The organism is Actinomyces oris (assembly GCF_001937665.1).
Taxonomy (GTDB): Bacteria; Actinomycetota; Actinomycetes; order Actinomycetales; family Actinomycetaceae; genus Actinomyces; species Actinomyces stomatis.
In genome coordinates this window covers 62212-78066 of record NZ_MSKL01000020.1, presented here as the reverse complement: position 1 = coordinate 78066, position 15855 = coordinate 62212, and the positions used below count along the sequence as shown (strand labels likewise).

Annotated in this window: 6 protein-coding genes; 4 read left to right on the top strand and 2 right to left on the bottom strand. The window is 66.1% G+C overall.

Going from position 1 to position 15855, the window contains the following annotated elements:
- Positions 1–14 precede the first annotated feature (14 nt).
- Positions 15–2618 (top strand): DEAD/DEAH box helicase, encoded by a 2604-nt coding sequence (locus BKH28_RS08200; RefSeq protein ID WP_075418382.1) that lies wholly within the window; start codon positions 15–17, stop codon positions 2616–2618.
- Between the two features lie 742 nt (positions 2619–3360).
- Here BKH28_RS08200 and BKH28_RS08195 read toward each other — a convergent pair.
- A complete protein-coding gene (locus BKH28_RS08195) occupies positions 3361–3612 on the bottom strand; it encodes a hypothetical protein (protein WP_081380094.1) in 252 nt (83 codons plus the stop codon).
- Positions 3613–4593: 981 nt separating this feature from the next.
- On the opposite strand from BKH28_RS08195, the gene BKH28_RS08190 reads away from it, so the two are divergent.
- The 3 genes from BKH28_RS08190 to BKH28_RS08175 all read left to right on the top strand — a co-directional run bounded on the left by BKH28_RS08190 (position 4594) and on the right by BKH28_RS08175 (position 14310).
- A complete protein-coding gene (locus BKH28_RS08190; protein ID WP_075418340.1) occupies positions 4594–11157 on the top strand; it encodes a DEAD/DEAH box helicase in 6564 nt (2187 codons plus the stop codon).
- Between the two features lies 1 nt (position 11158).
- The gene (locus tag BKH28_RS08185; protein ID WP_075418339.1) at positions 11159–13645 is read left to right on the top strand and encodes a UvrD-helicase domain-containing protein; all 2487 of its coding nucleotides are present in this window, start codon (positions 11159–11161) and stop codon (positions 13643–13645) included.
- 461 nt (positions 13646–14106) lie between these two features.
- Entirely contained in the window at positions 14107–14310 is a 204-nt protein-coding gene (locus tag BKH28_RS08175) for a DUF3073 domain-containing protein (protein ID WP_003781441.1), read from the top strand.
- Positions 14311–14628: 318 nt separating this feature from the next.
- On the opposite strand, the gene purM is transcribed toward BKH28_RS08175, so the two are convergent.
- Positions 14629–15774, bottom strand: a complete 1146-nt coding sequence (gene purM, locus BKH28_RS08170; protein WP_075418337.1) for a phosphoribosylformylglycinamidine cyclo-ligase — start codon at positions 15772–15774, stop codon at positions 14629–14631.
- Positions 15775–15855 lie beyond the last annotated feature (81 nt).

The window sequence follows — 15855 nt, the reverse complement described above, 5'->3', positions numbered from 1 at the left end:
CGACAGGAAAAGTTATGGCCTTCACGAAGCCGAATCGCATTACAGTCCTCCCCACGACTCCCGGAGAACTCTATCGTGACCTTCCTCGTCGACCGAACGCAGTTCCTGGACTATGGGCACACCAATCGGAAGTTCTCAACGCATACATGGATAAGGTTCGACGTCCCGATGTCGCCTTGGAATTGCCGACAGGCACAGGAAAAACACTAATTGGCCTCCTTATTGCAGAATGGAACCGCCAGCAACGCAATCAACAGGTTCTCTACGCTTGCCCTACACGACAACTAGCTGAGCAAGTACGTGATGAAGCGAACCGAGAAGGTATCGACACAGCCCTACTGACTGGCTCACATGCGAATTGGGATCCGAATTCGAAAGTTCGGTACGAGTCGGCCCGACACATCGGAATCACAACATACAGCAGCATTTTTAATTCACACCCGAAACTAACTGCCCCATCGGTGCTCTTGTTTGATGATGCACATGCTGGCGAACAGTATGTTGGCGAAGCATATAGCCTTCGCTTCATTAGGGATTGCAATGACGACGAGTATCGGCGACTACTTAGAATTGTAGCACCCGCGATCGACGAGGTCTTCCTCGAACGTTTAAATGCAGAGCAGCCAAGCCGAGGACTCTCGCAAGAGGTTCGCCTAGTCGTACCGCTACGTCAACCTGGCATGGTGGCGCAGATAATTAAGTTCCTGTCAAGACTGGACGAGCCATACTCCTTCAGATACTCCATGATCGAACAATGTATTGCATCTTGCTTGGTCTACGTTTCTTACAACGAAATACTCGTTCGTCCGTATATCCCGCCTACGCATCAGAATCACCCCTTCAGGCAGGCGGAACAGCGCGTTTACCTCTCTGCAACTCTTGGCGAAGGGGGTGAACTTGAGCGCGCGTTTGGGCGCCATGGTATCGATCGCCTGCATCAGCCAGGCAAAGGTACTGTCCCGAGATCTGGACGCAGATTCTTTGTATTTCCAGAATCCACAAAGTATGTCGATACTGACAAAACAACGTTGAGCCGCGAAATCGTCTCCCAGGCAGGAAAAGCCCTCATTTTATCCCAGCGCACTGACGTTGCCATGAGTGATGCGAAACGATTAGCGCCGGACGGGTGGCCAATCTTCGGCATCGATGATGTTTCCACGAGCATGGAACCATTTGCAGATTCCGAGCATGCTATCTGCGCGCTAGCAGCCCGCTACGATGGCCTAGATCTACCCGGAGATACCTGCCGCCTCGTTCTTCTGGACGGGAAGCCCGACCAACTGAATCTTCAAGAAATTTTTCTCCAAAGGAACGCTCAGGCAGGCGTTGCACTGGATTCAAGGATTCGAACTCGGATCATCCAAGGAATCGGAAGGTGCACGCGAGGACCCGAAGACACAGCTATTGTAATGATCCTGGGAAACCTATCTGATTACTTGGCGCAGCCAACAACGCGGAGCGCACTTTCACCTGAGCTGCAGGCCGAAATTATGTTTGGCCTAGAGAACTCACAAGACGGCACCGACAAAGACATGCTGAGCAACGTTCGCGCCTTCCTTAACCAGAACACCGATGACACCTGGAGATCCGAAGCAGAGCCAACACTCATCGAGTATCGACGGACTTTCGAGCAATCTCCTTCACCAGGCTCTCAGCAATTGTCGGAATGTGTAGCAGAGGAAATAGAAGCATGGGAGTGCGCATCGGTGGGTTCCTGGCGAGATGCAGCACAGCATGCCCATGCGGCGGGAAGTATATTGGGGAACGGCGGTAGCACTACTCGACGATACCAAGCATTCTGGAAATACCTCGAATCCGCATGGACAGATATGACTGCGGAAGAAAATAATGATCCCACATTAAAAGTCACATCTAAACAATTGTTGAACGAAGCGACCACATTGGCAGGAAAGTGTTCTTGGATCGCCCATATGTCGCAGTTTCCGGACCTCACTAGCCCATCCATCAACCATACCGACGCTATTTCCATCAAGAATCTTACCGCTTTACTATCAGGAAACTTTAAAGAGAATAAGTTTCTTGAAAGAATATCAGAAATGCAGCAACATCTCGCGCTGCAGGACGCTAGCAAATTCGAATCAGCGCTGTCAGTTCTTGGTCAGGCGCTTGGAGCTGAGGCGTCAAAACCCGCCAAGCAGGGCAGATGCGATTCCGTATGGTGCTGGGGCAACGAACTATGGCTCGCCCTCGAAGCCAAGAGCGAACACAAAATTACTGGGGTAGTTTCCATTAAAGACGTCAGACAATCTAACGGACAACTTCAACTTCTCGCAGACGATCGCGCATGTTCAAGCATCCCAACCGACAGTGCTGTGATAATTATTTCCCCTAAACCTGGGGTCCATCGCGACGCAATGACCATTGCAAGCGAGAATTTGTATCTCACACACCCTGACGCTATACGAACTATCGCCGCGGATACGGCAGAGGCGTGGAAACGCATCGCAGCTGAACGCGCAGGAAAACAATCGACGGAACTACGAACGCTCGTTACTCAAACGCTGCGCGGATTCAACCTCTTGCCATCAGATGTTCTTAACCGATTGACGATTACTCCAGTCGGACAGGCACTCCATACATCGTGCACAGAGGAGTGAGATTTCCTACTTCCGCCACTGTCCATGCACGAGAGCGATGCAGATGAAGCGAGGAAATTCACTGAGTTTGCTGTGCTGTTTACTATAAACACAGAGAATGTCCCACAGTAGGTGTCCACACAGCGGAACATGGGCACCGCAGCAACGTCGATCTCTGTGAATCCGCAGAAATTCAGGATTTTCCACCAGCAACATCAACTGTGGAGCCACTCATGTCGGCAGTATGGAAACGGAGCCTCTTTCCTACCACAAGAGGTAGGAGGATCCGATCGCATTGTGTGAATCACACCTCCTTCAACGGGTTTTCGATGGCAATCCTGGTGCGGCTGATGCAGAACTTCGCGTAGTTGGCGAAGACACGTCTGGGTACCAGGTCACCGTTGGTGGCGACTGCGTCGAGCCTGTCGCTGGTTGCGGGCCTCGGTGAGGTCGGCAACTGCGTGAGTCATGTTTGCCGGTCCCAAGAGAATGCCCAGTTATTGGGACACCGAACCAGCGTAGTACCAGGATCAGGATGTCAGTGCGGAATCGCATGATGGTTGATGCCCCCTCGGCATACTGTCTCGGAACGTCCATGTGTACCTGCTGGGGAGGGAGGACTTGGGAAGGAGGAGAGGGCTGTGTCCAAGCCGAAAGGTCGACGCGCACATGTCCGCAAGGGGGGTTACGAGACTCGTCAAGGATGCCTACCGAGGAGGTTCGATGCCTTAGGTCGAACTGCCTGTGACGTCCGTGGACCACGTCAGGCGGCGTGGAAGCGTTTATTCGCACCTTGGCGAGTCATGCCCAATACATCCCCGATCGCTTGCCATGACAGGCCAACATCGCGTGCAACCATCACAGCCTCATCCAGCTCACGCTCGGCGGCACGGAGGCGTATCTGCGCGACCGCAATTCTTGCGAGATCGGGATCGTCGACCGTAGCCACGGGATCCGGGCCATCCCCGTTGTTGGCGTTCTCGATCTCCTCAAGAATCTCGTCGGTGGTCTTCATATTCACTTCCTCCTCAAGAACTTCTCGCGCACAGACGTAGCATGAAAGACGAATCGTCGTCGTTGACACCAACTTCGATCAGGTGACCGGATCAGGAAGGACTGACGATGACATCCCCATAGAGATAATGGACCGTCACAGGATTGTTCAGAGCATGGTCGATTATCTCTCGCGAGGCCATGCTTCCATGCACTCTTCAAGAACTTCATGATGGCAAATAATGTTATCCACAAAATACGGCTAGCCGTCAACGTTTGTTATCGGCGTAGTAGTTATCACGGCCCACAACCGTGGTAGAGCCACGCTCTGGATGTCAGTGCCGGCTGGCATGATGGAGCCTGCCTCCCCTCGGCACCTCCTCCCGGAACGTCCATGTGTCCTTGCCGGGGAGAGAGGGCTTGGGAAGGAGGTGGGGGCCGTGTCCAAGCCGAAAGGCCGACGCGCACACGTCCGCAAGGGCAAAGTAACGGCCCGGAGGGTGAGCGACATACTGAACTCGATCGCTCGCCTTGTCCGGGCCGTCGGTGTCCTTGTGGATGCCCTCAGCAAGTGGATCAGCTAGGCCATCCCCTTGCTAGGGGAGTCGCCCGGATGGCACCCGGGTGGCTCCCCACCATTATGGCCGGCCCCGCTCAGCCCTGTCCACAGCGGGACGAGACTCACTAAGGATCTCCGCAAACGAGGCTCGTAACCTCACGTCGAACCGACCGCGCCCTCTATCCCGAGACCAGCCTTGACGTCATCCCAGGGGATGGTGCGATGCTCTGCGATCTTAGCCCGAGCGGCGTCGGCAGCCTCGTCACCAAGAAGCGACTCGGGCCTCCTCCTCTGCCTTCCCCTCGCTGCGGTAGCCTCTGATCTGCGGGATCACTCCCGGAACAACGACGATCCGCACGAGGTGGCGCCGGCCCCGGCAGACACCACTCCCGTACACCATCCGCCATCATCCACCCCATCGCCCATCACCACCACGCTCCAGCTATGACGCTCCTTCTCCCTAGCCTCCAGGCCGAACGCATCCGTCGGTCCATCGTCGACTACCTCTCGACGACCTTCGCCCTCACCGACGCCGAGCCGCGGCGCGTGCTCACCGACTTCCTGGAGGACGAGAAGCAGGGAGTCTTCGTCGGCCCCTTCGTCCGCCTTCGCCTGCCTTACCTGGCCGCGAGCGCCCGCCCCGGCGCTGATCCCACCGACCGTCCCCTCGACTGGGACCCGGGACTGACCCCCTACCAGCATCAGGAGGACTCCTACCGGCGCCTGACCACCAAGGGCGGCCACCGCCCCGAGCCGACCATTGTCACCACTGGCACCGGCTCAGGTAAGACCGAGTCCTTCCTCCACCCCGTCCTCGACCACGTCCTGCGCGCCCGCGCCCAGGGAGTCACCGGCATCAAGGCCCTCATCCTCTACCCCATGAACGCCTTGGCCTCCGACCAGGCCAGCCGCCTCGTCAGCCTCATCACCAAGGACCCCGCCCTGGCCGGCGTGCGCGCCGCCATCTACACCGGGGACTCCTCCGCCAGCCCCCGCAAGCACGTCACCGCCGACTCCCTCATCACCGACCGCTACGTCATCCGCGACAACCCGCCGGACATCCTGCTCACCAACTACAAGATGCTCGACCAGCTCCTCCTGCGCCCTGAGGACCGCGAGTTGTGGCGGGCCTCAGCTGGGTCGCTCACCTACCTGGTCCTTGACGAGTTCCACACCTACGACGGCGCCCAGGGCACCGACGTCGCCATGCTGCTGCGGCGCCTGGGCCTGACCTTGCGCGCCCACTTGCCCGCCGACCACCCCCGCCAGGAGGCCTTCGCCTCTGCCCCTCTCGGCCCCGTGTGCCCTGTGGCGACCTCCGCCACCCTCGGCGACGGCGGCGACCCCTCGCAGATGCTTGCCTTCGCCCGCGACGTCTTTGGGACCGACCTGCCCACCAGCGCCGTCGTCACCGAGACGCGCGCCGACCTCGACCAGTGGGCCGCCACGCACCGCCAGGTGGCCGAGTCCAAGGGCCTGGCCGGCCGCGCCCTGCGCCTGCGTTCCCTGCCCGGTGAGAACCTGCAGGCTCTGGCCCACCTCGCCGAGGCCGGCTCCCCCAACCCCGAGGAGCTGCTCCGCGGCGTCGTCGCCCACCTCTACGACCTGCCCGAGGAGGTGGAGGACACCCTCGACGCCTCCGGCCTCGCCTCCGCACTCCAGGCCCACCCCGACGTCCTGGACCTGGTGCGCGCCGCCGAGCGCTCCACGCCGCTGGCCGATCTCGCCCGGGACCTCCTGGGCCCCATCCCGGAGTCGGGTCTAGCCCGGAGGGTCCTCTCCGCGATCCTGGCGGCCCTGTCCGTCGTGCGCGCCGGACTCGACGGCAAACCCGACCGCAGCGCAGTCAACGTGGAGGTCACCCTGTGGATCCGGGAGGTCACCCGCGTCGACCGGGCCCTGAGCTCACTGCCCTCCTTCCGCTGGGCCGACGCCGTCTCCGAGCAGACACAGGTCGAGGAGCCCGCACGCCCCGCCCTGTACTGCCGCTCCTGCGGGCGCTCCGGGTGGGGCATCGTCCTGGCCCCCACCGGTCAGAAGGAGAAGGACGACCAGACCCACGTGCGCCGCGACCGCAAGACCGGCGACCCCCGCTTCCGGGCCCTCCTGCACGCACCCGGGGAGGACGCCGACTACCGCACCCGCACCGAGGCCGGCGAGATCAACCTGGAGGCCCGCCACCCCGGGCTGCGCTGGTACTCCATCAACAGCCGCGAAATCCTCACCCGCCGCCCGGACCAGGAGAGCACCGAGGCCAAGGAGGGCCTCGTCCTGCCGGTCCTCATGCTCACCGGGGACGAGCGCAGCATCACCGAGGACTCCACCAACGACGTCTGCCCCTCCTGCGGGTCCAAGGACTCCATCCGCTTCCTCGGCTCGGCCGTCGCCACCCTCCTGTCGGTGTCCCTGACCACCCTGTTCGGCGACGACGGCCTCGACAACACCGAGAAACGCGCCCTCATCTTCACCGACTCCGTGCAGGACGCCGCCCACCGCGCCGGCTATGTCAACCAGCGCTCCCACACGATGAGCCTGCGCTCGGCCCTGCGCGGGGCGCTGCGAGCGGAGATGCCCATCGAGGAATGGGCCGAGGCTGCCCTCGACGACGCCCAGGCCAGCGCCTTCGACCGCTACCGGCTGGTCCCCGCGGCCCTGTCCGAGCACCAGCGCTTCAAACCCTACTGGGACCCGAAGGCCCCGGCCTCCAAGCGCAGCCGGGCCAAGCCGCACGTGCGCCGTCGGCTCCTGTTCGATATCGCCTTGGAGGTGGGGCTCCAGTCCACCTACGGGCGCACCCTGGAGGCCACCGGCTCGGTGACCGTCCACGTCAGCGCCGGGCGCGCCAACGCTCTGGTGGCCCTGGCCCGTCAGGCCCTCGGCACCGACCAGCAGGGCGTCCTCGACGGCTTTAAGGACACCAGCGACGCAGCCCTGCTCGCCTGGGTACGCGGCACCCTGGAGCACATGCGCCGCGAGGGCGCCATCGACCACGAGTGGCTGTCGCGCTACAAGAGCGACGACGGCAAGCGCCTGTGGATCTGGTACAAGCGCAACCGTCACCAGGGCCAGCCGGCCTTCCCCACCGGGCGCGCCGCCCCGGCCTTCCCCCAGGTCGGCGGCCGCCTCGACACCCGCAAGTCGGCCTTCACGCCGGTGGGCTCCTCGAAGTCCTGGTACGCCACCTGGGCCCGCAAGTGCCTAGGGGTCGTGCCCACCCACGCCTCCCGCCTGGCCTGCGCGCTCCTGGCCCACCTGGCCGAGGCCGGGATCCTCAGCGTTACCACCACCGACTCTGGCGGCACCGTCTACGGGCTGCCGGCCGGCCGCGTCGTCGTCTCCCCGCTGCGCGAGACCACGCGTGAGGCTCTGCTCCTGGTGTGCGACACCTGCCGCACCCAGCTGCCCGCCGCCACCGCCACCGTCGACCAGCTCGACGGCGCCCCTTGCCTGGCCGCCGCCTGCCCCGGCCACCTGAGGGCCCAGCCGCACCCGGCCGAGAGCTTTTACCGCAGCATGTACGCCGGGGCCCATGTGCGCCGGGTCGACTCCCATGAGCACACCTCCCTGCTCGATGCCAAGGAGCGTGCCGAGGTCGAGACCGGGTTCAAGCGCCCCACGCAGGTGCCCGGGGACCCCAACGTCCTCGTGGCCACCCCCACCCTGGAGATGGGTATCGACATCGGGGACCTGTCCACCGTCATGCTCGGTTCCCTGCCGGCCACCGTCGCCTCCTACGTGCAGCGGGTGGGCCGCGCGGGCCGCCGCAGCGGCTCGGCGCTCGCCCTGGCCTACGTGCCCGGCAGGCGCAGCCAGCTCCCGATCCTCGACGCCCCGGATCGGCTGCTCAACGGCTCTGTCGCGCCGCCGTCGACCTATCTGGGGGCCGAGGAGATTCTGCGCCGCCAGTTCCTGGCCTCCGTCATTGACACCCTCGCCCGCGAGAACCACCCGGCCATCCCCTCCGGCGGCCACGGCGGCGGCACCGCGAAGACCGCCCTGGGTGCCACCGGCGAGGGCTCGCTCGTCACCACGCTGTGCGAGCGGATCGAGCGCGACGGCGCCCTGCTGGTGCAGGCATTCACCGCCGCCTTCCAGGAGCGCACGCCGGCGCTCGACCGGCTCAGCAGCTGGGTGACCCAGGACGCCGGCGCCGGGCCTCGCGAGATGCTCCAGCGCGCCGCAGCCGAGCACCGCGCCGAGTCCGAGCAGCTCCACCGCCAGGAACGCCAGATCCGCGAGGCCCTGCCCGAGCTCAAGGTCGCCGCCGAGCGCCCCAACGCCACCGAGGAGGACACACGAGCCCATCGCTCTGCCGAAGGAGCCCGGAAGGCCGCCGAGTCCCGAATCTTCGACCAGGATCGTGAGCACTGGGTCTCGGCCCTGGAGCGCCACGGCATCCTGCCCAACTACACCCTCATCGACGACTCCGTGCGCCTGTCCGCCCGCGTCTCCTGGCGCGATCCGGACAAGGAGGAGTTCCACTCCGAGCCCTGCGACGTCGATCGAGCCTCCGTCAACGCCCTGCACGAGCTCGCTCCCGGCGCCACCTTCTACACCCGCGGCCTGGAGATGGCGATCGAGGGCATTGACGCCTCCGACCTGAACAACCAGGCCCAGTGGTGGTTCTGCTGCAAGGCCTGCGGCTACATCGACGTGCGTGAGCCGCAGGAGACCCGGCCCGCCGCGCCCACGGAGTGCCCCAGGTGCCGTGACACCGACATTGCCGAGGTCGGACGCGCCCGGCGGGTCCTGCGCCTGAGCCGGGTCTTCGCCGACGTCTCCCAGGACGACGCCCGCATCGGGGACTCCAGCGACGAGCGGCTCCACACCCACTTCGAGGTCCTGCCCCTGGCCGACTTCGACCCCACCCGCACGGTGCGCCAGTGGAACGTGGAGGCCTCCGGGTTCGGGGTGACCCGCTACCGCGGCATGAACCTGCGCTGGCTCAACACCGGGCGGCCCCTGGCCGGTCAGAGCGTCGACCGGGTCTCCGGCAACGCCCTCTCCTCGCGGGACTTCCGCCTGTGCGAGGCTTGCGGCAAGCTCGACACGGACACGCGTGCCTCCTCCGCCCGCGAGCACCGACCCTGGTGCCGCTACCGGAGCGACTCCGCCGAGCACGTGATCGCCGTCGACCTCATGCGCGAGTTGAGCACTGAGGCGCTCGCCTTCGTCCTGCCGCTGGGTTTCGCCACCGACCGGGTGGGGGTGGACTCGCTGGCCTCCGCGATCCTTCTGGGGCTGGAGATCACTACCGGCGGCTCACCCGATCACCTGGGCATTGCATCCGTCCCCCACCCCGTGGCCGGCGGCGCCCCCGGTGAGACCCGTCCCGCCCTCCTGCTGCACGACACCGTGCCCGGGGGCACCGGCTATCTCACCGACCATGACGACTCCACCCGGCTCTGGAACCTCCTCATCCGCACCGGCAAGCACCTGGAGAGCTGCCCGTGCCGCGCCGAGGGCAAGGACATGTGCCCGGACTGCCTGCGGCCCCACGCCGTCTCCGCCGAAGTCACCCGCGCCGCGGCCCTGCACGCCATCGGCCAGCTCCTGGGACGGGAGGACAACAGCGCCCAGGACATCGAAGGCATGTTCGCCGAGCTCGACCCGGAGGTCCCCCAGTGGACGGTCACCGACGAGGCCGTGCGCGCCGGCACCGGGGAGAGCCCCCTGGAGGTGCGCTTCCGCGCCGCACTCGCCGAACTCCTGAGCAAGCAGATGGCCGTGCGCACCACCAGCGACCCCTCGGGCGCACCGGCGTTGGAGATCGACGGGGGCCGCTGGCGGATCCGCCCCCAGCTCGACGCCCGCGGCACCCGCCCCGACTTCACCTGCCTGCGCCCCGGCGGCCGCAGTCCCATCGCCATCTTCACCGACGGCCGCCGCTACCACGCCAGTCGTGCGCACAACCGTCTCGCCGACGACGCCGACAAACGTGCACGCCTGCGCGCCGCCGGCTACCGGGTCATCTCCGTGAGCGTCGAGGACCTGGACGGGCCGTGGAACCCGGCCTGGCTGAATGAGGCCACCGTCGCTCAGCTCAAGAACGGCTCCCTGGGGGCCTCGCGCGCCGGCGGCGTCACCGACCAGGCCATCGACGCCTGGCGCGGCGGGCCAATGGCGCTGCTAGAGACGATGCTCAGAGATGACAACGAGGACCCCGATACCAGTCCGACCACCGCCGCCCTGGCGGCCCTGGCCGACTCCGCCTGGGGGCCACTCATCGTCGGTGCCTACCACCACTTACCCTTAAACAGGACCGCCTCCCTGCAGTGCTCCCCGGTCCCAGAGGGTGATTCCGAGGAGTACACCAGACGAACCATGGCGGATCCGCTGTGGGAAGCGTTGCGTGTGCTGTGGCCTGAGGCCGAGCTGCCCGAGCCGGCTGGTGCTGCTGATGCCGCAGGCGCTCCCGCGGCGTCGAAGCACTCCGGCTCGGTCTTCGCTATCCCCCACCTTGCCCTGGCGGTCCAGCTCACCGGCTCCTCCACCACGGGGATGGCCCTCGTGCTGGACGACTCCGATGAGGCCCTGGGGAGTCCCGAGCACCCGGAGGCCTGGCTGGCTTGGCTGCGGCTCAGCAACGTGCTCGCCCTGGCTCAGGTACCCGTGGACATCACCACGACCAGCCGGGCCCTGGACGAGCTGCGCGCCCGCGCTCAGGCTGAGGTCGCTGTGGCCGACGTCGCCGGCAGCCCGGCCGCTATGAGTGATCTCGGCTGGGACGACGTCGACCAGGACCTCACCCCCGAGCCGATCCTCACCCTTCTGCCCCACCTGGCTGCGGCCGGCCTCCCGCACGAGGGCGACGGCGTCGAGGTCGGCGGCATCATGACGGACCTGTCCTGGGCCGCGCCCAAGGTTGCTGTCCTCGCCGAGCCGCAGGACGGCGACGAGGAGACCCTGACGGCGGCCGGCTGGCGCGTCATTGTCACCGGCGACGATCCGGCCCGCACCGCCACCGATCTCTGCGCGCTCATCCCCGAGCTCCTGGAAGGACACTGACATGGCCACGATCCTGTTGCCCAGCAGCAAGACGAAGGACGCCACCGCCAAGGACCCCTCCCTCAGGGCGAAGATCGGGCCGTTCATCAGCAAGCTGTCCACCATGACCACGAGCTCGGGGCTGCACCTGGAGCCCATTCGTGGATCGCGGGACCGGCGCGTACGCACCGCACGCGTCACCGACTTCTACCGGGCCGTCCTGTTCGAGCTCGCCGCCGACGGTGAGGTCGTCTACGTCATCCACGGTATCTGGCCGCATGACGAGGCCATCAAGATCGCCGAATCCGTCACCGTCCACGTCAACCCCCGCAACGGCATCACCGAGGTCGTCAACGTCGGGGACCTCATCGGCCTGGATCCCGGTGCCGTTGAGGAGGCACGGCGCACAGCCCAGGCCGAGCTCGCCGCCGCCCAGCGCGAAGCCGATGAGCTCGCCCGCGAGACGGCCCGCATCCAGGCCGCCAACGCTGAGGCGCGCCGTCGCAACGAGGAAGCCGCCAGAGGAGCCGACGCCAGTTCCGCACCCACCCAGGCACCTGGCACCGAACCCGCAATGGGGAGCCACCAGGGTGAAGGAGTAACGGCTGCCGGAGTGGCCGTCGGGGCCGCCAGTGTGCCGGGCGCCGTCGCCGTTCCCAGCCGGGACCAGGCACCGATGTGGCCCGACGGGCTCACCGTGGAAATGCTGCACAACGAGCTCGGTATTGACGTCCGACTCGGAGCAGCGGCACTAGCGGCGCAGCGCGAGTCCCAGCTCCTCGATCTGGCATCCACCGCCCGGGTCGCCTGGCAGGGCGAGGCACTGCTCAACCTGGCTACCGGGGCGACGATCGAGGAAATCCGTGAGGACTTCGGGCTGCGGCCCTCGCGTGACGTGTCCGCAGAACCCACCGACGCTGACCTCATCGAGGGTCTACGCACTCGCGCGGCGCGCTCGACCTTCACCTGGTTGGTCGGTGACGAGGACCTGCGCCGCGCCATCGAGGGGCTCAGCTTCGCCGAGTGGCAGCTGTTCCTGCATCCCCAGCAGCGGGCCATCGTGGAGCGGCACACGAACGGCCCCATGCGCGTCTCGGGCGGCGCCGGAACCGGGAAGACCGTCATCGCCGTGCACCGCGCCGTCAAGCTCGCCAAGCGCGACAAGGCTGACGAGCAGGAGCCACGGATCCTGCTGACGACCTACACGCGCAACCTCGCCGACGACCTGCGCCGCCAGGTCGCCCAGCTCGATCCACGACTGCCCTTCACCGAGAGGCTGAGCGAGTCCGGAGTCATGGTCAGCGGCCTGGACCGGGTTGCGCGCATGATCCTCCAGCAGGCCGGGGCCAAGATCTCCCCCATCGCCCAGGAGGTCATCGGCCAGCCGCGGGCACGGGTACTCACCTACCCCAGGGAGAACGTGTGGCAGGAGGTCCTCACCCTCATGGGCGATGAGCTGCCCGAGGGACTGCGCTCTGCCGACTTCCTGGAGTCGGAGTACGAGCTGATCGTGCTGCCCCAGCGCGTCACAACTCTTAAGCAGTACCTGCGCGTGCGCCGCCCCGGTCGGGGAGTGGCCCTGGACCGGTCCAAGCGGGCCGCTGTGTGGAAGGCGATGGAGCGCTACCGGGACCGCAGCGCCGACCTGGGCGTGACCTCCTTTGACGAACAGCTCGCCCTGGCTGCCGCCTGGCTCGACCATGAGGCGGCGCTCGGCACACCCCGACCCTTCCGGCACGTGCTCGTCGATGAGGCTCAGGACCTCACGCCCGCTCACCTGCAGCTGCTGCGGGCGCTGGTGGAGCCAGGCCCAGATGACCTGTTCCTGGCTGAGGACTCCCACCAGCGTATCTACGGCAAGAAGATCACGCTGAGCCACTACGGGATCCAGGTGCGCGGGAGGTCGCGGCGGCTGACGCGCAACTACCGCACCACCCGTCAGAACCTCGATGTCGCCTTCGGGATCCTCGATCCCGGCACCTATGAAGACATGGAGGGACAGGCCGAGGAGCACCACTACGTCTCACCGCGCTCCGGGCCCGAGCCACTGCTGCTGCACGCCACCGACCGCGCCGACGAGCTGAGCAAGGCCGCTGAGCTGCTACGGGTGTGGCTGGAGCAGGACCGGGACAGTGAGGACAGTGCCCCGGAGACAATCGCCGTCCTCGTGCGTGACCGATACCAGCGCGACGCCGTCGTCAACGGCCTGGCCCAGCACGGGATAGAGGTGCGCGCCGTGGACCGGGAGGCAGCTGGTCGGGGCAGGCCCGTGGTCATGACAATGCACCGCGCCAAGGGCCTGGAGTTCCGCAAAGTACTGCTCTTCGACGTCTCGAAGAACGCGATCCCCCGGCCACTGTGGGACCAGCAGTACTCCGACACAGACCACGACGATGCCCTCCTGCGGGAGCGCTCACTGCTGTATGTGGCCGCGACCCGCGCCCGGGACCAGCTCGCCATCTCCTGGAGCGGCGAGGCCAGCCCCCTCATCACCGCCCTCACGCCGTAGGTTGTGGTCTCAGTGCGTCCTCGCGGTTCAGTCGGTCTGGGCCACCATCTGCGCACCCGTGCGCCCATCAGGGCCGCCACCTGCGCACACGTCAGGCCCCCCGCGTACGCCCCCGGCGAAGTGCCGACACCTACTCACCAGGCAGTCCCCCCACCCCCTTGTCAGGAATCCTCGGGACGGCAGCCCCGCCCCCTGAGGCTCCCGGCCTCTCTGGAGGTACTTCGAGCCGACTTTGGGCAACATCCGCAGGCTCACTGCGGGTCTACCGAAGGCTTGCTGGGCAATGTCTATGGGACTCTTGAACCCCTCGTCCAACATGTGGGGTGTGCGTCACCACGCCTCTCCCCCGGTGTCCGAATGGTGTTCGTGACCATTGACGTTGTACGGTTGCCCCACGACATATTTGACCAGGAAGAGCGCGCCCACGTGCGCGCCGTGACACGTTGGAGGGGGTCGAGCCTATGGGGCGCGGCCGTCAGAAGGCCAAGGCAACCAAGGTTGCCCGTAAGCTCAAGTACTTCAGCCCGGAGACTGATTACAAGGCTCTGGAGCGGGAGCTCGTCTCAGCATCCTCGGGATCTGAGCCTGACGACGAGATCGACTACGAGGAGCTGGCCGCCAAGTATGCCGTCGACGATGACGACTGGGACGAGGGCGGCAAGTAGCCCACCCAGTTGAGGAGGGCCGGAGGAACGCACCTGCCGGCCCTTCCGCGCGCCTACGAGCGCGTGAGTCGAGGCCATCGGGCAGCCATCCGTGTCACTCCCGGCGACTTTTCACTCCCGACCCGAACCACCTGTGTCGCATCGACCCAGGTCAGGGTGATGCCGCCCTGATCGACTGCTGCAGAACCGGCCCGGTAAGGCTTGACTAGTCGCCACACGTGACACCTCACGGTGCGAGGCCCCAGTTGGATACCGCATCCAATCGGGGCCTCGTCGTTGTCGTCGCCCGCTGTTCGTGCCAGCGGCGGCCTCGGCCGCTCAGGCGGTCCGGTAGGTGCCGTGAATGTCGACCGCTCCCCCGTCGACGCCCTTCGTACCGGAGACCACCCGGTCCCGGGCCTCGTACTTCCCGGCCTCATGCACCTCGCCCAGCACCCAGGCGGGGATGTCGGAGCCCTCGGCGACCCGCAGGACAGCGTCGACCACGCCCGGGTCGACAACGGCAACCATCCCCACACCCAGGTTGAGGGTGCCCTCGAGGTCCTCCCACGGCACTGAGCCGAGCTCGCGCACGGTGGAGAAGACCGGCGGCACCGTCCAGGAGGAACGGTCGGCGTCGGCGATGAGCCCGGCCGGCAGGACCCGGGCGACGTTGGCGGCCAGTCCCCCACCGGTGATGTGGGACAGGGCGTGGACCGGCCCCGGGGCGGCCGGTGAGGACAGGGTCTCCAGCATGGCCAGGCACACGCGGGTGTACAGGCGCGTGGGCTCGAGCAGCTCCTGGCCCAGGGTGCGGCCGAACTCGGGGACCTCGCGCTCCAGGCCCCAGCCGGCGTGCTCGATGACGCGGCGCACCAGGGAGTAGCCGTTGGAGTGCAGGCCGGAGGAGCCCAGGGCGACCAGGACGTCGCCGGCACGCACCTTCTCGGCGCCGAGGACGCGATCGGCCTCGACGACGCCGGTGGCGGCCCCGGCGACGTCGTACTCGTCGGGGGCCATGAGGCCGGGGTGCTCGGCGGTCTCACCGCCCAGCAGCGGGGTGCCGATGGCGGCGCAGGCCTGGGCGATGCCGCGCACGATGTCGGCGATCCGCTCAGGGACGACGTGCCCGCAGGCGATGTAGTCGGTCATGAGCAGGGGCCGGGCCCCGACCACGACGATGTCGTCGACGACCATGCCCACCAGGTCCTGACCAATGGTGTCGTGGATGTCGAGGGCCTGGGCAATGGCGACCTTGGTGCCCACGCCGTCGGTGGAGGTGGCCAGCAGGGGGCGGCGGTAGTCACGCAGGGCGGAGACGTCCACGAGCCCGGCGAAGCCCCCGACGCCGCCGACGACGGCCGGGGTCATGGTGGAGGCCACGGCGTCCTTCATGAGCGCGACGGCCCGGTCCCCGGCGGCGGTGTCCACGCCGGCGTCGGCGTAGGTGATGGCGGAGGTGGGCTGCTCGGGCTGCTGGGTCATGTGGGGGCTCCTTGTGGACTCGGGTCGAAGGTGCGGTGGTGAGCGGAAGGGGCGAGGGCGGAGCAGGTGGCCGGCGGCTGA

Coding starts and splice junctions, on each gene's coding strand:
- BKH28_RS08200 (WP_075418382.1), top strand. CDS start 15: ATGGCCTTCACGAAGCCGAATCGCATTACAGTCCTCCCCACGACTCCC.
- BKH28_RS08195 (WP_081380094.1), bottom strand. CDS start 3,612: ATGAAGACCACCGACGAGATTCTTGAGGAGATCGAGAACGCCAACAAC.
- BKH28_RS08190 (WP_075418340.1), top strand. CDS start 4,594: ATGACGCTCCTTCTCCCTAGCCTCCAGGCCGAACGCATCCGTCGGTCC.
- BKH28_RS08185 (WP_075418339.1), top strand. CDS start 11,159: ATGGCCACGATCCTGTTGCCCAGCAGCAAGACGAAGGACGCCACCGCC.
- BKH28_RS08175 (WP_003781441.1), top strand. CDS start 14,107: ATGGGGCGCGGCCGTCAGAAGGCCAAGGCAACCAAGGTTGCCCGTAAG.
- purM (WP_075418337.1), bottom strand. CDS start 15,774: ATGACCCAGCAGCCCGAGCAGCCCACCTCCGCCATCACCTACGCCGAC.